This window comes from Escherichia sp. WS547 (assembly GCF_046486065.1).
GTDB classification, from domain to species: domain Bacteria; phylum Pseudomonadota; class Gammaproteobacteria; order Enterobacterales; family Enterobacteriaceae; genus Escherichia; species Escherichia coli.
This window is the reverse complement of record NZ_JBJQMA010000007.1, coordinates 1-20,562: the sequence shown is the minus strand read 5'-3', so window position 1 is coordinate 20,562 and position 20,562 is coordinate 1. Positions and strand designations below refer to the sequence as shown.

Sequence of the window (20,562 nt, the reverse complement as noted above, 5' to 3'; positions counted from 1 at the left end):
TACCGCAGTCCGGACTTATTTTTCAGGCGTGCAGACGACGATGCAAACGCGTCCCGACCAGCAGAGCAATGACCAGCATCAGAGCAATAAATGCGCCGACGCCGTTCCAGCCATAGTTATGCCAGAAAACACCACCCAGCGTCCCGGCAATACTCGACCCCAGATAGTAACTGAACAGATACAGCGAGGAGGCCTGGCCTTTAGCGCGTTTTGCGCGGGGGCCGATCCAGCTGCTGGCTACTGAGTGGGCTGCGAAGAATCCGGCTGAGAAGAGTAACATTCCGGCAAAGATCAGCCACAGCGAGCTGAATAAGGTCATCAATAAACCAAACAGCATAACCCCCGTCGAAAACAACATCACCGGACCGCGCCCATAGCGGGTGGTCATGGTTCCGGCTTTGGGTGAGCTCCATGTACCGGTCAAATAAGCCAGCGATAATAAGCCAACCACGGCCTGACTGACATGCCAGGGGGAGAGCATCAACCGATAGCCGATGTAATTAAACAGCGTGACGAACGACCCCATCAGCAAAAAGCCTTCTGCGAACAATAACGGTAATCCCCGGTCACGCCAGTGCAGACGAAAGTTGATAAATAACGTCTTTGGTCGCAGGGAAGTTGGGCGAAAATGGCGTGATTCCGGGAGGATTTTCCAGAACATCAACGCCGAGGCCAGCGCGAAACAACCGATTGCCGCCAGAGCAATTCGCCAGTTGAAAAAGTCCGTGAAGACACCACTAATTAAGCGTCCGCTCATGCCGCCAATTGAGTTGCCGCTGATATACAACCCCATCGAAAAGGCCACGAAACTGGGGTGGATTTCCTCGCTAAGATAAGTCATGCCAACAGCTGCCACGCCACTTAACGAAAGCCCAATCAAGGCGCGCATAATCAAAATGCCGTGCCAGCTGGTCATCATTGTTGAAAGTAATGTGCAAATGGAGGCCAACAGTAGCGCCGTTACCATCACTGGTTTGCGACCAATGGCATCAGATAACGGGCCAGTAAACAGCAAACCGATAGCCAACATCGCCGTAGAAATGGACAGTGAAATACTACTGTTCGCGGGCGTTAAGCCAAACTCCTGCGAAAGCACCGGAAGGATAGGTTGCACACAATAGAGAAGTGCGAAGGTTGCCAGTCCGGCAGAGAACAGCGCCAGGGTGACGCGCATAAATTGCGGCGTACCGCGTTTAATAAATTGATTTGGCTGAGAAATGCTTTGCTTGTCAGTGTCGCTTGCCGGAGCGCCATCAACAGTTGTAGTACGGCTCACTTGAAATCCTTGCTAAATATGCCTGTGGATCAGGCTTATACATAGGGTAGGAAAATCGAATTGTTCTGTCTAATATATTAATAATCTCAAATAAGATGTTTTAAATATGAATATTGAACTTCGTCATCTGCGTTACTTTGTTGCTGTTGCTGAAGAGCTGCATTTCGGGCGCGCCGCTGCCCGCCTGAATATTTCGCAACCGCCGCTAAGTCAGCAGATTCAGGCGCTGGAGCAACAAATCGGTGCCCGACTGCTGGCACGAACTAATCGCAGTGTATTGCTGACGGCAGCAGGAAAACAGTTTCTTGCAGATAGTCGGCAAATCCTGTCTATGGTGGATGACGCTGCCGCTCGCGCTGAAAGACTGCATCAGGGTGAAGCGGGGGAGTTGCGCATTGGTTTTACTTCGTCCGCTCCTTTTATTCGGGCGGTGTCCGATACGTTATCGCTGTTTCGCCGTGATTATCCCGATGTCCATTTACAAACCCGCGAAATGAACACTCGCGAGCAAATCGCTCCGCTCATTGAAGGAACGCTGGATATGGGATTGCTGCGTAACACAGCGTTACCGGAGACGCTTGAACACGCAGTCATCGTCCATGAACCGCTTATGGCGATGATCCCGCACGATCATCCCCTGGCAAATAACCCGAGTGTAACGCTGGCTGAACTGGCGAAAGAACCCTTTGTCTTTTTTGATCCGCACGTCGGGACAGGGCTGTATGACGATATTCTCGGGCTGATGCGACGTTACCATTTGACGCCCGTCATCACTCAGGAGGTGGGTGAGGCAATGACCATCATCGGTCTGGTTTCCGCCGGTCTGGGTGTTTCAATTTTGCCTGCGTCATTTAAACGTGTTCAGCTCAACGAAATGCGCTGGGTGCCGATTGCTGAAGAGGATGCGGTTTCTGAAATGTGGTTGGTCTGGCCGAAACATCATGAACAAAGTCCGGCTGCGCGTAACTTTCGTATTCATCTGCTGAATGCTCTCAGGTGAGGGAAATTTCAGCGAAAAAGCCCGAAAAATGTGCTGTTAATCACATGCCTAAGTAAAAATTTGACGACACGTATTGAAGTGCTTCACCATAGCCTACAGATTATTTCGGAGCGCGAAAATATAGGGAGTATGCGGTGGTTGCTGAAAACCAGCCTGGGCACATTGATCAAATAAAGCAGACCAACGCGGGCGCGGTTTATCGCCTGATTGATCAGCTTGGTCCAGTCTCGCGTATCGATCTTTCCCGTCTGGCGCAACTGGCTCCTGCCAGTATCACCAAAATTGTCCGTGAGATGCTCGAAGCACACCTGGTACAAGAGCTGGAAATCAAAGAAGCGGGGAACCGTGGCCGTCCGGCGGTGGGGCTGGTGGTTGAAACTGAAGCCTGGCACTATCTTTCTCTGCGCATTAGTCGCGGGGAGATTTTCCTTGCTCTGCGCGATCTGAGCAGCAAACTGGTGGTGGAGGAGGCGCAGGAACTGGCGTTAAAAGATGACTCACCATTGCTGGATCGTATCATTTCCCATATCGATCAGTTTTTTATCCGCCACCAGAAAAAACTTGAGCGTCTAACTTCGATTGCCATAACCTTGCCGGGAATTATTGATACGGAAAATGGCATTGTACATCGCATGCCGTTCTACGAGGATGTAAAAGAAATGCCGCTCGGCGAGGCGCTGGAGCAGCATACCGGCGTACCGGTTTATATCCAGCATGATATCAGCGCATGGACGATGGCAGAGGCCTTGTTTGGTGCCTCACGCGGGGCGCGCGATGTGATTCAGGTGGTTATCGATCACAACGTGGGGGCGGGCGTCATTACCGATGGTCATCTGCTACACGCAGGCAGCAGTAGCCTCGTGGAAATAGGCCACACACAGGTCGACCCGTATGGGAAACGCTGTTATTGCGGGAATCACGGTTGCCTCGAAACTATCGCCAGTGTGGACAGTATTCTTGAGCTGGCACAGCTGCGTCTCAATCAATCCATGAGCTCGATGTTACATGGACAACCGTTAACCGTGGACTCATTGTGTCAGGCGGCATTGCGCGGCGATCTACTGGCAAAAGACATCATTACCGGGGTAGGCGCGCATGTCGGTCGCATTCTTGCCATCATGGTGAATTTATTTAACCCGCAAAAAATACTGATTGGCTCACCGTTAAGTAAAGCGGCAGATATCCTCTTCCCAGTCATCTCAGATAGCATCCGTCAGCAGGCCCTTCCTGCGTATAGTCACCACATTAGCGTTGAGAGTACTCAGTTTTCTAACCAGGGCACGATGGCAGGCGCTGCGCTGGTAAAAGACGCGATGTATAACGGTTCTTTGTTGATTCGTCTGTTGCAGGGTTAACATTTTTTAACTGTTCTACCAAAATTTGCGCTATCTCAATTTGGGCCAGGAAAGCATAACTTAGACTTTCAAGGTTAATTATTTTCCTGGTTTATATTTGTGAAGCATAACGGTGGAGTTAGTGATGCTGAAGCGTTTCTTTATTACCGGTACAGACACTTCTGTAGGGAAAACGGTGGTTTCCCGCGCATTGCTACAAGCGTTAGCCTCCCAGGGAAAAACGGTTGCGGGATATAAACCCGTAGCGAAGGGGAGCAAAGAGACACCCGAAGGGCTGCGTAATAAAGATGCCCTGGTGTTGCAGAGTGTTTCAACCATCGAACTGCCTTATGAAGCAGTTAATCCTATCGCGTTAAGCGAAGAAGAAAGTAGCGTGGCGCACAGTTGCCCAATCAATTACACCCTCATTTCAAACGGCCTGGCAAACCTGACCGATAAAGTCGATCATGTGGTGGTAGAAGGGACTGGCGGCTGGCGCAGTCTGATGAATGATTTGCGTCCGCTCTCTGAATGGGTGGTGCAGGAACAACTGCCGGTGTTGATGGTTGTCGGTATTCAGGAAGGTTGCATTAACCATGCACTGCTAACAGCTCAGGCGATCGCCAACGACGGGCTACCGCTCATTGGCTGGGTGGCTAACCGAATCAATCCAGGACTGGCGCATTATGCGGAAATCATTGATGTGCTCGGTAAAAAACTTCCGGCACCGCTCATTGGTGAACTGCCTTATCTGCCGCGCGCCGAACAGCGTGAACTGGGGCAATACATCCGCTTAGCTATGCTTCGCAGTGTGCTGGCGGTAGATAGAGTCACGGTGTAACGTCCGCGAAATTACCGACGCAATTACGCAGGCAATCAATAAACCGGGGAGTAGCTGATACTCCCCGGTCATTTCACATATCATCAACGTCGACATAATCGGCGCGTGCGTGGTTGCCGCCAACAGTGTCGCCATCCCGGTCAATCCGAGTAAAAGCGTAATTTCTTCGCCATCAGGGAACCATAATCCCAGGCTACGACCATACAACATGCCAATGGCAAGACCGATAAATAGCGTCGGTGTAAAGACACCACCGGGCGCGCCAGAACCACTACTCGCCAGCACGGCAAACAGTTTACAGAGGAAGATCCCGGCAATGATCATTAACAGTGGCGGGGCGGTTAAAAAGGATTGTACGGTGCTATAGCCGTTGCCCCACACTGCAGGTGTGAACAGGGAAAGCAGACCCACGATCAACCCGCCCAGTGCCAGTTGCCAGGGCGGCGCAAGTTTGAGACTTACAAATCCACGATGACAGGCGTTCATTAACGTTAACAACAGTGGTCCGCACAGACCTGCCAGCACACCTGTACTGATAATCAGCGCATAGTCACGAGCCTGAATCGTCACTGAGAGTTGTACGCTGTAGAGTAACGCGTCGCTATGATTAATCAGATTGCTAACCAGCAACGCCACGACGGCGGAAATAATCACCGGGCCGAGAGAGGCCAACATCATAGTGCCAAACAGCACTTCGGCTATAAATAAACTGCCAGCAAGCGGGGCGCGATAGGCCGCAGCCATTCCCGCCGCAGCTCCACAGGCGATCCATAATTTCCACTCCTGGCGTGGCGTAAAACGTTGGGCAAAACAGGAGGCGGCAAGGGCAGCTAAAAGAATCATCGCACCTTCGCGACCAATTGCACTGCCGCTGGTTACTACCAGCAGAGAGGCAAGCGATTTAACCAGGCTTGCTGCGTAATCAAACTGCCCATCGGTTTGCAACGCTTCCATGTAATCGGTCGGCGCATGAGGGCGTTGCTGGGTAAATTTCTGCCAGCCCATCAGCAACAAACCCGCCGCCAGTCCGCCGAGCGCCGGAGTTAGCAGCCGTCGCCACGGGGAAAGATTTGTCGCTGCATTGACCAGACTGCCCGAGTCATTATTGAGGAACAACCACTCCAGTAGCAGCATCGTATGACGAAACCCGGCAACGGCAAAGGCCGCGAGAATACCGACGACTGTTGCGATAAGCAGACGGCGGAACATAGTGCGCAGATCCGGATAGATGTGTAGATGATGCATGAGCAGAAATGGGCAATGAAACACGGGCGACTATTTTGCGGCAAAAGAGGCCAGCCGCAAAAGCAGTGCGTGCTTTAAGAGATAAAAAAACGTGACACTGTAACCTATTATTGCCGAATTGCGCGTAATCGTCACCATCCGGCAATAATAAGGTGATCCTATCGAAAGAGTGGTTTAACCGCGACAGGAATTAACAGTTGTGATTGCCATTGCGCCAGCGTTAAGCGAGCCAGTTCACCCAGTGCACGGTAGAAAGGGTGTTCTGCTTTTTCGATAAAAACGTCAAGAAAACGTGTTGACCACGGAAAAAGGTGCCATGCCAGCAATTCTTCGCATTCTGTCTGGCGACCATTCTCCGCCAACCACGCAGCCATCAAGAGCAGTGAACCAAAATGATCTTCCGGTTCGTTTTGCTTCATTTCAAACTGAATGCCTTTCTCGCGCATCCACTGACGAAGTGCCAATGTTGAATCGCCAAACAGCACAGATTCGCGATCCAGCCAGACCGATCCCCACGGCGGAGACGGCAGTGCCCACGGGCCGACAAACAAACGCTGCCAGGCCTGGGCGCGAGTCTCTTCACTCTGTGCCTGAAAAGCCGTCACCAGCGGCGCTAATGACGCTTCTGGTAGAGGCCACTGAGTTTCCCAGCCGTCACGGGTGAGTACCGCAACCAGAGGTGCGGCTTCCGCACTCTCTGGAGCGTAATAAAACAGCGCGCCCAACACGCGCGCCGTGACAGAAAAATTATCTTGCTGTGAAAAATGGGTCATTCCTAACATCCTGAAATGTGCGGGTTGCCCCGCACCAATTTGTTAACCTGCAATAGCCATTCCTACCGTCATGTGCAGGCCATAAAAGAGCACACGCCCGATCATCTCACCGTCAAGTATGAGGATTAGCCCCAGAACAAGTCCGGCAACGTGAGGTTCACGGCGACGAATGAGCGGACAAAGCCAGCATCCTAGACCTGTGCATAACAATACCACACGCCAGACCTGTAAGGAGGCGTAATCTGGTACCAGTGCGCTGGCTTGTTGTACGGATGAGTGAATAGACGCCAGAGACAAACCTTGCAGCACAATCACCCCGGCACAAGCGATCAGCGCCAGAACGCTAATGATGGCAAATGGTGTGGTATTAAATGTAACGCGGGCTGCCCGCAGAATTGCAGCAGCAAGTATTGGACCGCTCAATAATACTGTCAGGAAGAAAGCCAGCGTAGTGTAACCGTTATGCCAGGTTGGCACTGTGTCGATTTGATACACGCAGGTCATCATCCAGACGAAAATGACGCCGAGCGCCATGCTGACAAGTAACCAGAGTTTCCCCAACGCTTGCGGCATTTTACCGATGACTGCCACCAGCCACCATAATCCGCCAACGGCAAAAAATATTGAACCGGCAGCAATTTCGTTACTCAGACCAGAAGCACCGATTCGATTCAGCGAGTTAAACGCTCGCAGTGGCGATCCCAGGTGCATGACAGAGGCAATAAACCCGATGCCCATCAACAGCCAGAGGAAAAACATGCCACGGACAATACGCTGACGGTCTGCGTCATTATTGGCGGCGAACCAGCCAATTCCGCTAACAATCAGCGCGCCTACTACGCATTGACCCAATACGGTAAAGATAACCAGTGGCCATTCATGCCATCCATTTCCCATTTTACACTTCCTCCGGATTAGCCAGATAACCAGTGGTATCGCCGGTCGGGCGGCTGTTGGCGTTAGGTTTGATAACGATATTGGGTTTTGTGAAATGCGCGCGCGGCAGTGGCGCGACGGCAGCCAGAGTGCCGTGCTTCTGGCGCAGCTCATCAATTGGACCGAACTCAAGTGCACGCAGCGGGCAGGATTCGACACATATGGGTTGTTTCCCCTCGGCGACGCGCGAATAACAACCATCGCACTTCGTCATGTGCCCTTTTTCAGCATTGTACTGTGGCGCGCCGTACGGACAAGCCATGTGGCAGTAGCGGCAGCCGATACAAACATCTTCATCAACCACCACAAAGCCATCTTCACGCTTATGCATTGCGCCGCTGGGGCAGACTTTTGTACATGCGGGGTCATCGCAATGGTTACAGGAGATGGAGAGATAATAAGCGAACACGTTCTGGTGCCAGACGCCATTATCTTCCTGCCAGTCGCCGCCAGCATATTCATAAATACGGCGGAAACTGACTTCCGGGCCAAGATCTTTAAAATCTTTGCACGCCAGTTCGCAGGTTTTACAGCCAGTACAGCGGCTGGAATCGATAAAAAATCCATATTGTGTGGTCATGGGCTACTCCTTAAACCTTTTCGATCTGGACAAGATTGCTGTGCGACGGGTTTCCCTTTGCCAGCGGTGAAGGGCGGTGAGAGGTCAGAATATTGATACTGCCGCCGTGATCGACCCGGTCACCAAACATATCCGCTTTAAGCCACGCACCTTGCCCGATGGCGGTAACGCCAGGCAGAATACGCGGAGTCACTTTTGCGGCAATCAGCATTTCTCCATTATTGTTAAATACCCGCACGGTATCGCCATGACGGATACCGCGTGCCTGAGCATCAATGGGGTTGATCCACACCTCTTGTGGGCAGGCCTGCTGTAACACATCAATATTGCCGTAGCTGGAGTGGGTACGCGCTTTGTAGTGGAAGCCCGTTAGCTGCAGTGGATAGGTTTTCCGCAGGGGATCGTCCCAGCCATCAAAACCTGGGGTATACGCAGGAAGGGGATGAATAATTTCATCTTTTTTCAATTCCCAGGTATCTGCAATCTTCGCCAGTCGTTCAGAATAAATTTCGATTTTCCCCGAAGGTGTTTTCAACGGGTTTGCCTGTGGATCTTCACGGAATGCGCGGAAAGCGACGTAGTGTTCTTCCGGGCATTTTTTCTTAAAGATCCCGGTCGTTTTCATCTCCTCGTAGTCGGGCATCTCAGGGTTACGTTCCTTCGTTTTCGCATGGAGATATTTGATCCATTCGTGCTGACTGCGGCCTTCAGTAAAGGTTTGATAAACGTCTGGTCCTAAGCGTTTGGCGACTTCGCTCAGCATCCAGTAGATGGGTTTGCGTTCAAATTTTGCTGAGGTTGCGGGTTGGGCGAGGATCACATAGCCCATATTCCCGGCAGATTCGTGAGAGATAAGGTCTTCTTGCTCTGTTGGCATCAGGTCGGGCAACAGGATATCGCAATACTTAGCCGAGGCAGTCATGAAGTGGTCAATGCCAACAATCATCTCGCACTTGCTGTCATCCTGAAGCACCTCATGGGTGTGATTGATGTCGCCATGTTGATTGATCAATGTGTTACTGGCGTAGCACCATAAAAACTTGATGGGGACATCCAGTTTTTCTTTTCCACGAACACCATCACGGGTCGCGGTCATTTCCGTACCGTGGTCGATGGCATCTGTCCATGTAAAGACGGAAATCTGCGTTTTAACAGGATTCTCAAGCATCGGGAACCATTCTACCCCCAGATCCCAGCTACCTTCGCGTACACCTGAGTTGCCGCCGTTTATGCCGACGTTACCGGTGAGAACGGAAAGCATGGCAATAGCGCGGGACGTTTGTTCGCCGTTGGAGTGTCGTTGTGGCCCCCAACCCTGACAAATATAAGCAGGTTTTGCTGAACCGATCTCTCGTGCCAACTGGATAATTTTTTCTGCCGGTATGCTGGTGATTTTTGCTGCCCATTCCGGCGTTTTAGCTATGCCGTCAGGCCCTTCGCCCAGAATATAGGCTTTATAATGCGCGTTACGTGGTGCGTTGGCGGGCAGCGTTTTTTCATCGTAACCAACACAATATTTGTCGAGAAATGGCTGATCGACCATGTTTTCAGTAATCAGTACCCAGGCAATCGCACAGGCCAGTGCGCCATCGGTGCCAGGGCGAATGGGCAGCCATTCATCTTCACGCCCGGCAGCAGTGTCGTTATAACGTGGATCGATGACGATCATGCGTGCGTTTGAACGTTCGCGGGCTTGCTCGACGTAGTAAGTGACACCACCGCCGCTCATCCGCGTTTCTGCCGGGTTATTTCCGAACATAACGACCAGTTTCGTATTGGCGATATCATCCGGGCTGTTGCCATCATTGGCACCGAACATATAATTCATCGCGGCACTGATCTGTGCGGTACTGTAGCTACCATAGCGACTGAGAAAACCACCGCAAGAGTTCATCAGACGGTACGGGACGTTTGAGTTGGTGATGTTTCCGCCATCTACGCCTGTTCCGTACAGGACATGTACAGCCTCATTGCCGTAATCTTTAAGGATCCGCCGAAGATTATCACTGATGGTATCCAGGGCTTCATCCCAACTTATCCGTTCAAATTTACCTTCACCGCGCTTGCCGACGCGCTTCATGGGATATTTCAACCTGTCAGGATGATTCATCCGTCGGCGGATAGAGCGCCCGCGTAAACATGCCCGAACCTGATGATTACCGTAGACGTCGTCACCTGTCGTATCAGACTCCACCCAGTACACGGTGTCATCTTTCACATGCAAACGTAACAGACAGCGGCTCCCGCAGTTAACGGTGCAGGAACTCCAGACCGCTTTCTCTTCTACCGGTGCCTCTGCCGCTCGGACCATTTGGGAAAATGGCAGAGTGAAAGCACTGCTTGCCAGCGCAAGACTGCCAAGTGCGGAGGTTTTCATCAGACTTCTACGGCTGATTTCAGCCTTCATGAGCGCCTCTGTGGTATGGATTTTCATCATTACTCACTTATTGCTTTTCAAACAAAATGTCATGCCAGAATTTATGGTTGTAGTGGGTTATATTTTTTCGATCTCGACCAGATTAGTGTGCTGCGGGTTTCCCTTCGCCAGTGGTGAAGGGCGCAGAGTGGTTAGCGTATTCACACAGCCGCCATGGTCGATTTTATCGCCAGACATATTGGCCTCGTGCCAGGCTCCCTGGCCCATAGCGCTAACCCCAGGGAGAATGCGTGGTGTCACTTTGGCTGGTAGCCGAACTTCGCCACGATGGTTAAACACCCGCACCATATCGCCGTTGGCAATCCCACGTTTCTGTGCATCTATAGGGTTGATCCACACCTCCTGACGGCAGGCTGCCTTCAGGACATCAATATTGCCGTAGGTCGAGTGGGTACGGGATTTGTAATGGAAACCAAACAGTTGCAGTGGGAAGGTTCTACGTTCAGGGGAGTCCCAGCCTTCAAAGGTTGAGGCATAAACTGGCAGTGGGCTTATCACTTCATCTTTTTCCAGTTCCCAGGTACGGGCAATTTCCGCCAGCTTGCTGGAATAAATTTCAATCTTACCGGAAGGCGTTTTAAGTGGATTTGCCTCGGGGTCGTCACGAAATGCTTTGTAGGCGACAAAATGACCATTGGGATCTTTACGCTTATAGATACCCATTTTTTTCAGTTCGTCGTAAGACGGTAACGCCGGATCTTTGGCAAGCATTTTGGCGTACAGATGTTGTAACCATTGTTCCTGCGTGCGACCTTCTGTGAACTTTTGATAGACGTCAGGTCCAAGACGTTTCGCGACCTCACTCAGGATCCAGTAAATCGGTTTGCGTTCGAATTTTTCGCTGGTGACTGGCTGGAGGAAAATGAGATATCCCATGTTACCGGCGTAGTCGTTAGGAATAATATCTTCCTGCTCAACGGTCATCAGGTCTGGCAGCAGAATGTCGGCATATTTTGCCGATGAGGTCATAAAGTTTTCGATGACCACAATCATTTCGCATTTCGATTCGTCCTGCAGAATTTCATGCGTTTTGTTGATGTCAGAATGCTGATTAACGAGGGTATTTCCCGCGTAGTTCCAGATGAACTTAATGGGCACATCCAGTTTATCTTTGCCGCGGACGCCGTCGCGGATTGCCGTCATTTGCGGGCCATGATCGATAGCATCTGTCCAGCTGAAGCAGGAGATTGACGTTTTGACCGGATTATCAAGCACCGGCAGGCGTTCTATGGTAATGGTATAGGTCGATTCACGCGCGCCACTATTTCCGCCGCTGATGCCGACATTGCCCGTCAGAATAGGCAACATCGCAATAGCGCGTGCAGTCAGCTCGCCGTTTGCCTGGCGTTGCGGTCCCCAGCCCTGGCAGATATAAGCGGGTTTTGCTGTGCCAATTTCACGCGCCAGTTTGATGATACGGTCCACCGGGATACCGGTAATTTGCGAAGCCCACTGCGGCGTTTTCGCTGTTTTGTCGTCTCCTTCACCAAGAATATAGGCTTTATAGTGACCATTTTTTGGTGCATCTGCGGGTAAGGTTTTTTCGTCATAGCCGACGCAGTATTTATCGAGAAAAGGTTGATCAACGAGATTTTCGTTAATCAATACCCAGGCAATACCCGCAACCAGCGCGGCATCGGTGCCCGGGCGAATAGGTAGCCATTCGTCTTCACGACCAGCAGCCGTATCGGTATATCGCGGATCGATAACAATCATTTTTGCGTTCGATTTCTCGCGCGCTTTTTCAAGAAGATAAGTGATGCCACCGCCGCTCATGCGGGTTTCTGCCGGGTTGTTACCAAACATCACGACCAGCTTGCTGTTTTCAATATCCGTGGTGCTGTTGCCATCATTACTGCCGTAGGTGTAGGGCATGGCACAGGAAATTTGCGCGGTGCTGTAGGAGCCATACTGGTTGAGTGAACCGCCGTAGCAGTTCATCAGGCGTTTGACCGCCGAGGCTGATGGTGAAGAGCGGGTCATATTGCCGCCAACAATCCCCGAAGAGTACTGAATATATACAGCCTCATTGCCATATTGTTCGACGGTTTTTTTCAGGCTACTGGCGATAGTATCCAGGGCTTCATCCCAGCTAATCCGTTCGAATTTGCCTTCGCCGCGTTTGCCCACGCGTTTCATTGGGTAATTCAAGCGATCGGGATGATTAATACGCCGACGGATGGAGCGACCGCGCAAACAGGCACGTACTTGATGATTGCCATACTCGTCGTTGCCGGTGTTGTCAGTTTCCACCCAGGTCACTTCATTATCTTTAACATGCAGACGAAGTGCACAGCGGCTACCACAGTTGACGGAACAGGCACCCCAGACCACTTTCTCGCTGGCCTGTTGTACCGCTGCCGCTGCACTGCGCAGGGTGAACGGTAAAGAAAAACCGCCTGCAGCCAGCGCCAGAGAACCTATCGCGGTAGATTTAACGAGTGTTCTGCGGCTGATGCCCACCATTTGTTCATTTTTGGACATAACTCACTCCCTGTTCTTTATCGTTATATAAAAGTTTATATATTGAATATTTAGCGCGCTAACAATAGAGGGAGTCTACCTATTTTGGGTTAAGAATTATTAATCCATATCAATAGAAGGGTATGAGTAATAAGGTGGGATTATGTTGTATGTTCAAATCGCCGGATGTGTCGTATCCGGCGTGCAGTCGATAATGTATTACTGCGGTTCGGCAGGCGCGCCATCCTGGGTAGACTGCGCGGGAGCAGAGACGTTACCGCTGGTGGTGCGGGTGTAGAGAATTTTATGCGTATCATTAGCGCAATGCCCGACGACCTGGGAATCAGGCTGATCAACCTGGTCATTGGGTACAATACTTAACGTGAAGCTGCTTTCGGGTACGCCATTATTGATAATGCGCTGTGATATATCGCTCTGTATGCGCTCACAGGATCCCGGCGCGGCGAGTACCGCGGGTGAGGCGAGGGCGAGCAGAAGCGCGGCACAGCAGGTTGAGAGTTTCATCATAAGCTCCTTACGCGAAGATAACTTCTTTAAGCATAGCATTTAACGTGTAAAGTACTGTATTTGCTACTATGATTGAGAATCATCTCTACTCTCTGGTGACTGTTGTGAAATACAAATTACTGCCATGCTTACTCGCGATATTCCTCACAGGATGTGACCGCACAGAGGTAACACTTTCATTTACCCCTGAGATGGCCAGTTTCTCTAATGAATTCGATTTTGATCCGCTGCGTGGTCCGGTAAAAGATTTCACTCAGACATTAATGGATGAGCAAGGTGAAGTGACGAAACGTGTTTCGGGGACTTTGTCGGAAGAAGGCTGTTTTGATTCACTCGAATTACTGGATCTGGAAAATAATACCGTGGTTGCCCTGGTACTGGACGCCAATTATTACCGTGATGCCCAGACACTGGAGAAAAGAGTTCGTTTGCAGGGAAAATGCCAGCTAGCAGAATTACCTTCTGCAGGGGTGAGTTGGGAAACCGATGATAATGGCTTTGTGATTAAAGCCAGCAGCAAACAGATGCAGATGGAATATCGCTATGATGATCAGGGTTATCCGCTGGGTAAAACCACGAAAAGTAACGACAAAACATTATCTGTTAGCGCTACGCCATCAACGGATCCGATCAAAAAATTAGATTACACAGCGGTTACTTTACTGAATAATCAACGAGTTGGTAATGTAAAACAGAGCTGTGAATATGACAGTCACGCCAATCCGGTGGACTGTCAGCTAATCATTGTTGATGAAGGAGTAAAACCCGCCGTCGAACGGGTTTACACCATCAAAAATACTATCGATTATTATTAATGCTATTGTGCGGTCGGCTTCAGGAGAGTCTGACCCGGTGTTTTGTGCTCTGCCAGATACTGATGCTGGAATATGCACATGCGAATGGCATTCCGATATTGACCATTAATAAAGAACTCATGCATCAATTCACCTTCAACCGTAAAGCCAAGCTTGCGGTAAATGTGAATCGCTTTTTCATTCTCTTTATCGACGATCAGATACAGCTTATAGAGATTAAGAACGGTGAAGCCATAGTCCATTGCTAATTTTGCGGCACGCGTTGCCAGACCTTTCCCCTGATATTCCGGGGAGATAATTATCTGAAATTCTGCGCGGCGATGAACATGGTTAATTTCCACCAGCTCCACCAGACCGGCTTTTTCGCCGTCACATTCCACCACAAAGCGCCGTTCGCTCTGATCGTGAATATGCTTATCGTACAGATCAGAGAGTTCAACAAAGGCTTCGTAGGGTTCCTCAAACCAGTAACGCATCACACTGGCGTTATTGTCGAGTTGATGTACATAGCGTAAATCTTCACGCTCCAGCGGGCGTAGCTTAACACTGTGGGCGCTTGGCATAACGTGTCCTTACATTCCTTAAATCAATAACAGGTTAGGGGGTAATAACGCGGCCAGTTCGACGGTCCAGGCAGCGCAAAGTATTTGGCTCCCAGTAGGCATTGATGTTGGCGCTTTGCTCACATTTATCGCGGTTATCAAAAGCGGCGTCGGCTTTATCCCACTCTTTTTCAGTGCGTTTATTCACTTTCTGACGCAGATTGCGCGTGTCATTCCATTGCTCTTTTTCCATAGCGGCGTGCTGGCGGCTTTGTGCACTGTCGCCAGACTCAATCACCAGTTTGTTAGTTTCGGCATGAACAGTTGTGCTCAATGCCATTGCGCAAGGCAGCAGAAAAGCGAGCAGGCCAATTCGTTTGCTGAGAGTAATTTTCATAACTCATTCCCTGTATGAATGATTAAAGGTGATTCTACACCATCCACTGCGAACGCAAAACGTACCAGGAGGATGTTTATATTGATGATATTATGTCGTCCTATAACTATACATGATGTCAATAAGTGACAAAGATGATTAAAACAACGTTACTATTTTTTGCTACTGCGCTGTGTGAAATTATTGGATGCTTTCTGCCCTGGTTGTGGTTAAAACGAAACGCCAGTATCTGGCTGTTGCTTCCGGCGGGGATTTCTCTGGCACTGTTTGTCTGGTTGTTAACGTTGCATCCTGCGGCGAGTGGGCGTGTTTACGCGGCTTATGGTGGCGTTTATGTCTGCACGGCGTTGATTTGGCTGCGTGTTGTGGATGGCGTGAAACTGAGTCTTTATGACTGGACGGGGGCGTTGATTGCGCTTTGCGGCATGTTGATCATTGTTGCGGGCTGGGGGCGCGCGTAAGGACATAAATCCATTTTATCAATAAGATACAAGTAAGTGTCAGCTGACAAAAGATATTCTATTTCATCTTTTGTCAACCATTCACGGCGCAAATATACGCCTTTTTTTGTGATCACTCCGGCTTTTTTTGATCTTTATACTTGTATGGTAGTAGCTCAGTTGCGTAGATTTCATGCATCACGACAAGCGATGCAAGGAATCGAACATGAAGATCGTAAAGGCTGAAGTTTTTGTTACCTGTCCGGGGCGTAATTTCGTCACATTAAAAATCACCACTGAGGACGGTATTACGGGCCTTGGGGATGCCACCCTCAATGGACGTGAGCTTTCCGTGGCCTCTTATTTGCAGGATCACCTTTGTCCGCAGCTTATTGGTCGCGATGCGCACCGTATCGAAGATATCTGGCAGTTTTTCTATAAAGGTGCTTACTGGCGTCGCGGTCCGGTTACGATGTCGGCCATTTCAGCGGTTGATATGGCGCTGTGGGATATTAAAGCCAAAGCTGCCAACATGCCGCTTTACCAGTTACTCGGCGGCGCGTCTCGTGAAGGGGTGATGGTTTATTGCCATACCACCGGTCACAGTATTGATGAAGCTCTGGATGATTATGCCCGTCATCAGGAGCTGGGATTCAAAGCCATCCGCGTGCAGTGCGGAATCCCTGGTATGAAAACCACCTACGGCATGTCGAAAGGCAAAGGTCTGGCTTATGAACCCGCAACCAAAGGACAGTGGCCGGAAGAGCAGCTGTGGTCGACGGAGAAATACCTCGATTTCATGCCGAAATTGTTTGACGCGGTACGTAACAAGTTTGGTTTTAATGAACATTTGCTGCATGACATGCACCATCGCTTAACGCCTATTGAAGCGGCGCGCTTTGGTAAAAGCATTGAAGATTATCGCATGTTCTGGATGGAAGACCCGACGCCTGCGGAAAACCAGGAATGCTTCCGTCTCATTCGCCAACATACCGTCACACCCATCGCGGTGGGTGAAGTCTTCAACAGCATCTGGGACTGCAAGCAACTGATTGAAGAGCAACTTATCGATTATATCCGCACTACGCTGACCCACGCGGGTGGCATTACCGGTATGCGCCGGATTGCCGATTTTGCTTCGCTGTATCAGGTACGTACTGGCTCACACGGTCCTTCCGATTTGTCACCAGTCTGCATGGCTGCGGCGCTGCACTTTGATCTGTGGGTCCCCAATTTCGGTGTCCAGGAATACATGGGTTATTCCGAACAAATGCTCGAAGTCTTCCCGCACAACTGGACTTTCGATAACGGCTATATGCATCCGGGAGACAAACCGGGTCTTGGCATCGAATTCGATGAAAAGCTGGCGGCGAAATATCCCTATGAACCTGCTTATCTGCCAGTCGCACGTCTGGAAGATGGCACGCTGTGGAACTGGTAAGGAGTAAGATAATGAAAAGCATTTTAATTGAAAAACCGAATCAACTGGCAATTATCGAACGCGAAATACCTACCCCGTCAGCGGGTGAAGTACGAGTAAAAGTGAAACTTGCCGGAATTTGTGGTTCAGATAGCCATATTTATCGTGGGCATAATCCTTTTGCGAAATATCCGCGCGTCATTGGACATGAATTTTTTGGCGTCATTGATGCAGTGGGTGAAGGCGTGGAAAGCGCCAGAGTCGGTGAACGCGTTGCTGTCGATCCGGTGGTCAGCTGTGGGCATTGCTATCCGTGCTCTATAGGTAAGCCGAACGTTTGTACAACACTGGCTGTATTAGGTGTGCACGCTGACGGTGGTTTCAGTGAATATGCCGTGGTTCCGGCAAAAAATGCGTGGAAAATTCCTGAAGCAGTGGCCGATCAATATGCGGTGATGATCGAACCTTTTACCATTGCGGCGAACGTAACCGGTCATGGTCAACCGACTGAAAATGATACCGTTCTGGTTTACGGTGCCGGTCCAATCGGCCTGACGATCGTTCAGGTATTAAAAGGCGTCTATAACGTTAAAAATGTGATTGTTGCCGATCGCATTGATGAACGACTGGAAAAAGCGAAAGAGAGCGGGGCTGACTGGGCGATTAATAACAGCCAGACACCGCTTGGCGAGATTTTCGCTGAAAAAGGCATAAAGCCGACATTAATTATCGATGCGGCTTGTCATCCTTCTATCCTGAAAGAGGCCGTAACTCTGGCTTCTCCAGCGGCACGTATTGTATTGATGGGCTTCTCCAGTGAACCGTCTGAAGTGATTCAGCAAGGAATTACCGGAAAAGAACTCTCTATTTTCTCTTCACGCTTAAATGCAAATAAATTCCCGGTCGTTATCGACTGGTTAAGTAAAGGGTTAATTAAACCAGAAAAATTAATTACCCATACGTTTGATTTCCAGCATGTTGCTGATGCCATTAGTTTATTTGAACAGGATCAAAAACATTGCTGCAAAGTCTTACTCACTTTTTCTGAATAATACCAATAACGGCGAGTAAGTAGTACGCATCTTACCTCTTTTTTAGAGATAACCATTATGACAATAGAAAAACACGAAAGAAGCACTAAGGATTTGGTGAAAGCAGCAGTATCGGGATGGCTGGGCACTGCGCTTGAATTTATGGATTTCAAGAGTCATGCGTGTTAACTATTTGATAAATATTAAATTAATTTTTCATTGCTTCGTTATGGGGCATGGTTGGGGCAAACTCGCTTAACTGTGTATTTAACAAAGCTACCTGTGCATTATTGTTTTCAGACATCCATTTTCCGTATACCTGAAATACCATTTGCGCATCTGCATGGCCCATCTGGTTTGCTATAAATGCCGGGTTAGCACCAGCTGTCAGCGACCAGCAGGCATAAGTATGTCTCGACTGATATGATTTTCGATGGCGGAGTCCGGCACGTTTTATCGCTGCGTCCCACATCTGCCTTATTGAGTCAACGGTAAAATGGTCACCATAATTTTTTACTCTCGCTGACACTTCAGGTTGAAAAACAAAGGTGCATTTTTGTTTTTCTGTTCTGCCATACTCTCTGAGGTGAACATCAATGATATGCTCTTTGCTCAGTCTCGTTAATGTCATCTGACTCCGGAGAGCGTCGATTGCTGGCTTAATAAGATGAATGACCCGATTGGTTCCCGCCTGTGTTTTTGGTACCGTGAAACGGTCTTTTGCTAAATTTCTCCTGATCATCATTGTTCCATTTTTCAGATCTATGTCCTCCCATCCAAGTGCACACAGCTCACCAGGGCGAACTCCAGTATAAACAGAAACACACCATAAATTTTTTGCTTGCTGATTTCTGCACGCATCGATAAGACGGATAAATTCTTCCCGCGAAAGAGGATCCGGAATGGTTCTTGATTCCTTTAATGGCGAGATCCCCTTAAACGGATTATCTGCCAGGTAACCGTTATCAACACCAAACTGGAACACGGCGTTAAGATTTGTCATGTAATTATTTACAGTTACAGCCGATCTCCCTGGTTGTGTAACAATATAGTTACTTTTGGGGATCTGGTATCCAGTCAGTAACTCTTTACGAACCTCCAGTAATTTTTCTTTATTAATCGATGAGGCAAGATTTTTTTCACCGATTATGCTCAGGATATTTTTGATGACGGCACGGTATGTGTTGAGTGATGTTTTGGCGACTTCAGTTTCTTTCAGTGCCAGAAATTTTTCAGCCAGTTCTTTTATGGTTAAATCTTGTCGGGCCTCACCAAATTTTTCCAGATTGCGTGAGGAGGGAAACTGTTTTGCATAGTCGAAAACACCAGTTTTTATTGCGTAACAAACAGAGGAGCGTAGTTCACCTGCAACGCGCCTGTTTTTTGCTGTGTCAGGAACCCCCAGATTTTCCCTGACTCTTACGTCTTTATAAACAAACCAGATACGTAATTTCCCTCCATGGTTTTCCACGCCTGTCGGATATTTCATTTCAACTTCTCTCATTAGTTAGTGTGGTTTTTAGTCAAGTAAGATGACGTCTTGGTCTCGCTGATGCCTGGCGCTCAATCCAGCGATCAATTTCTTCCAGGTTGTAAAAGCATGGACTGTTATCCCATGGCATACCGTCATGAGCGACATGCTTATATTCCCTTCCTTCCATAAACGATTTTTCCCGGGCCTTTTTTAACGTACCTTTTTTTATTCCTTTCAGCGCAATTAACTGCTCTTCGGATACCCATTTGCCGGGAGAGACAATCATGATTACTTCGCTCATCGATTTCTTTATCTCTTACATCAGACGAGCGCCGGTTGCAGAATACCAGTCACAACCGGCGACAGTTGAACATTAAGAATCAGCCTGACTCGGGATCAGTTTTTGCCAGATAACTGAAACGTATTTTGCCTGGTAACGGGCGTCATCAAGTGCATTATGGCGCTCACCTTCGAATGGAATAGCCGTTCTGGCATCGAAGTCTATGGCTTTCCCCAGCTCAACGATTGTGCGTACATCGCGATCGTTGTAGTAACGCCACGGGCAGGGGATCCCCTGCCGTTCGTATGAACGGCGCAAAATCGTGTTGTCGAAGTTGGCTCCATTTCCCCAAACCTGAACAAAAAATTCACCGGAGTTTTCGTCGATAAATTCTCGCAATTGTAACAGTGCATCATCTAACGGGATTTCATCGGTCATAATGGCAGATTGCGCTTCGCGTGATTGCTTAAGCCACCATTTAATGGTGTCCCGATCAATGACTCCGCCAGCAGTTTCCAGATCGATAGTCTTACTAAATTCCGGTCCCATATCTCCGGTTTGCGGATCGAAAAATATTGCACCTATTGAGATGATCGGGGCATCAGGATTTTTTCCCATGGTTTCAAGGTCGATCATTAGGGAAGGTGCGAATAAGCGGGGAAATACTTCTCGGCTGACTCAGTCATTTCATTTCTTCATGTTTGAGCCGATTTTTTCTCCCGTAAATGCCTTGAATCAGCCTATTTAGAC

The 20,562-nt window shown here is 49.3% G+C and carries 19 protein-coding genes and 1 pseudogene; 7 read left to right on the top strand and 13 right to left on the bottom strand.

The features are described 5' to 3' along the window. Positions 1-22: 22 nt before the first annotated feature. Positions 23-1,276, bottom strand: coding sequence for an MFS transporter (locus ACJHWK_RS08145; RefSeq protein ID WP_000091840.1), 1,254 nt, complete (start codon positions 1,274-1,276; stop codon positions 23-25). 106 nt (positions 1,277-1,382) lie between these two features. On the opposite strand from ACJHWK_RS08145, the gene ACJHWK_RS08140 reads away from it, so the two are divergent. From ACJHWK_RS08140 to bioD, 3 genes are all read left to right on the top strand, one after another. Next, entirely contained in the window at positions 1,383-2,276 is an 894-nt protein-coding gene (locus ACJHWK_RS08140) for a LysR family transcriptional regulator (protein WP_001019534.1), read from the top strand. Between the two features lie 134 nt (positions 2,277-2,410). Beyond that, complete coding sequence (mlc, locus tag ACJHWK_RS08135) at positions 2,411-3,631, top strand: sugar metabolism global transcriptional regulator Mlc (RefSeq protein ID WP_021523109.1); 1,221 nt, start codon at positions 2,411-2,413, stop codon at positions 3,629-3,631. A 124-nt stretch (positions 3,632-3,755) separates the two neighbouring features. Beyond that, the gene (bioD, locus tag ACJHWK_RS08130; protein WP_000919226.1) at positions 3,756-4,451 is read left to right on the top strand and encodes a dethiobiotin synthase; all 696 of its coding nucleotides are present in this window, start codon (positions 3,756-3,758) and stop codon (positions 4,449-4,451) included. Here bioD and clcB read toward each other — a convergent pair. The 7 genes from clcB to ACJHWK_RS08095 all read right to left on the bottom strand — a co-directional run bounded on the left by clcB (position 4,404) and on the right by ACJHWK_RS08095 (position 13,410). Beyond that, the gene (gene clcB / locus ACJHWK_RS08125) at positions 4,404-5,696 is read right to left on the bottom strand and encodes a voltage-gated ClC-type chloride channel ClcB (RefSeq protein WP_071593650.1); all 1,293 of its coding nucleotides are present in this window, start codon (positions 5,694-5,696) and stop codon (positions 4,404-4,406) included. The two genes, bioD and clcB, sit on opposite strands and share 48 nt — an antisense overlap. A 158-nt stretch (positions 5,697-5,854) precedes the next feature. Then, the gene (gene dmsD, locus ACJHWK_RS08120; RefSeq protein WP_001520571.1) at positions 5,855-6,469 is read right to left on the bottom strand and encodes a Tat proofreading chaperone DmsD; all 615 of its coding nucleotides are present in this window, start codon (positions 6,467-6,469) and stop codon (positions 5,855-5,857) included. Between the two features lie 42 nt (positions 6,470-6,511). Continuing rightward, entirely contained in the window at positions 6,512-7,366 is an 855-nt protein-coding gene (gene ynfH, locus ACJHWK_RS08115) for a selenate reductase membrane anchor subunit YnfH (protein ID WP_020233477.1), read from the bottom strand. Position 7,367: 1 nt separating this feature from the next. Beyond that, a complete protein-coding gene (gene ynfG, locus ACJHWK_RS08110; protein ID WP_001520568.1) occupies positions 7,368-7,985 on the bottom strand; it encodes a DMSO reductase like molybdoenzyme iron-sulfur subunit YnfG in 618 nt (205 codons plus the stop codon). A gap of 10 nt (positions 7,986-7,995) precedes the next feature. Continuing rightward, the gene (ynfF, locus tag ACJHWK_RS08105) at positions 7,996-10,419 is read right to left on the bottom strand and encodes a selenate/tellurate reductase subunit YnfF (protein WP_072170800.1); all 2,424 of its coding nucleotides are present in this window, start codon (positions 10,417-10,419) and stop codon (positions 7,996-7,998) included. A gap of 60 nt (positions 10,420-10,479) precedes the next feature. Further along, complete coding sequence (ynfE, locus tag ACJHWK_RS08100) at positions 10,480-12,906, bottom strand: selenate/tellurate reductase subunit YnfE (protein ID WP_001551145.1); 2,427 nt, start codon at positions 12,904-12,906, stop codon at positions 10,480-10,482. A gap of 198 nt (positions 12,907-13,104) precedes the next feature. Then, positions 13,105-13,410, bottom strand: coding sequence for a DUF1161 domain-containing protein (locus tag ACJHWK_RS08095; RefSeq protein WP_001295396.1), 306 nt, complete (start codon positions 13,408-13,410; stop codon positions 13,105-13,107). Positions 13,411-13,517: 107 nt separating this feature from the next. Here ACJHWK_RS08095 and ACJHWK_RS08090 point away from each other — a divergent pair, with 107 nt between their 5' ends. Beyond that, positions 13,518-14,228: a YnfC family lipoprotein gene (locus ACJHWK_RS08090; protein WP_001445899.1), complete on the top strand. Its 711-nt coding sequence runs from the start codon at positions 13,518-13,520 to the stop codon at positions 14,226-14,228. Between the two features lie 2 nt (positions 14,229-14,230). Here ACJHWK_RS08090 and speG read toward each other — a convergent pair whose 3' ends face one another. Next, positions 14,231-14,791 (bottom strand): spermidine N1-acetyltransferase, encoded by a 561-nt coding sequence (gene speG, locus ACJHWK_RS08085; RefSeq protein WP_001138584.1) that lies wholly within the window; start codon positions 14,789-14,791, stop codon positions 14,231-14,233. Between the two features lie 34 nt (positions 14,792-14,825). After that, positions 14,826-15,167 (bottom strand): DUF1283 family protein, encoded by a 342-nt coding sequence (locus ACJHWK_RS08080; RefSeq protein WP_000705205.1) that lies wholly within the window; start codon positions 15,165-15,167, stop codon positions 14,826-14,828. Positions 15,168-15,301: 134 nt separating this feature from the next. On the opposite strand from ACJHWK_RS08080, the gene ACJHWK_RS08075 reads away from it, so the two are divergent. The 3 genes from ACJHWK_RS08075 (at position 15,302) to ACJHWK_RS08065 (ending at position 18,079) form a co-directional block, all read left to right on the top strand. Beyond that, positions 15,302-15,628, top strand: a complete 327-nt coding sequence (locus tag ACJHWK_RS08075) for a YnfA family protein (RefSeq protein ID WP_001314753.1) — start codon at positions 15,302-15,304, stop codon at positions 15,626-15,628. A gap of 205 nt (positions 15,629-15,833) precedes the next feature. Next, a complete protein-coding gene (gene rspA / locus ACJHWK_RS08070) occupies positions 15,834-17,048 on the top strand; it encodes a starvation-sensing protein RspA (protein ID WP_001295394.1) in 1,215 nt (404 codons plus the stop codon). Between the two features lie 11 nt (positions 17,049-17,059). Continuing rightward, positions 17,060-18,079: a Zn-dependent oxidoreductase gene (locus ACJHWK_RS08065; RefSeq protein ID WP_000836037.1), complete on the top strand. Its 1,020-nt coding sequence runs from the start codon at positions 17,060-17,062 to the stop codon at positions 18,077-18,079. A gap of 187 nt (positions 18,080-18,266) precedes the next feature. Here ACJHWK_RS08065 and ACJHWK_RS08060 read toward each other — a convergent pair whose 3' ends face one another. The 3 genes and pseudogenes from ACJHWK_RS08060 to ACJHWK_RS08050 form a co-directional block, all read right to left on the bottom strand. Further along, a complete protein-coding gene (locus ACJHWK_RS08060; RefSeq protein ID WP_000876958.1) occupies positions 18,267-19,547 on the bottom strand; it encodes a site-specific integrase in 1,281 nt (426 codons plus the stop codon). 34 nt (positions 19,548-19,581) lie between these two features. Beyond that, positions 19,582-19,833: an excisionase family protein gene (locus ACJHWK_RS08055; protein ID WP_000005552.1), complete on the bottom strand. Its 252-nt coding sequence runs from the start codon at positions 19,831-19,833 to the stop codon at positions 19,582-19,584. A gap of 72 nt (positions 19,834-19,905) precedes the next feature. Continuing rightward, a pseudogene (locus ACJHWK_RS08050) lies at positions 19,906-20,451 on the bottom strand (3'-5' exonuclease); the annotation flags it as partial. Positions 20,452-20,562: the final 111 nt, after the last annotated feature.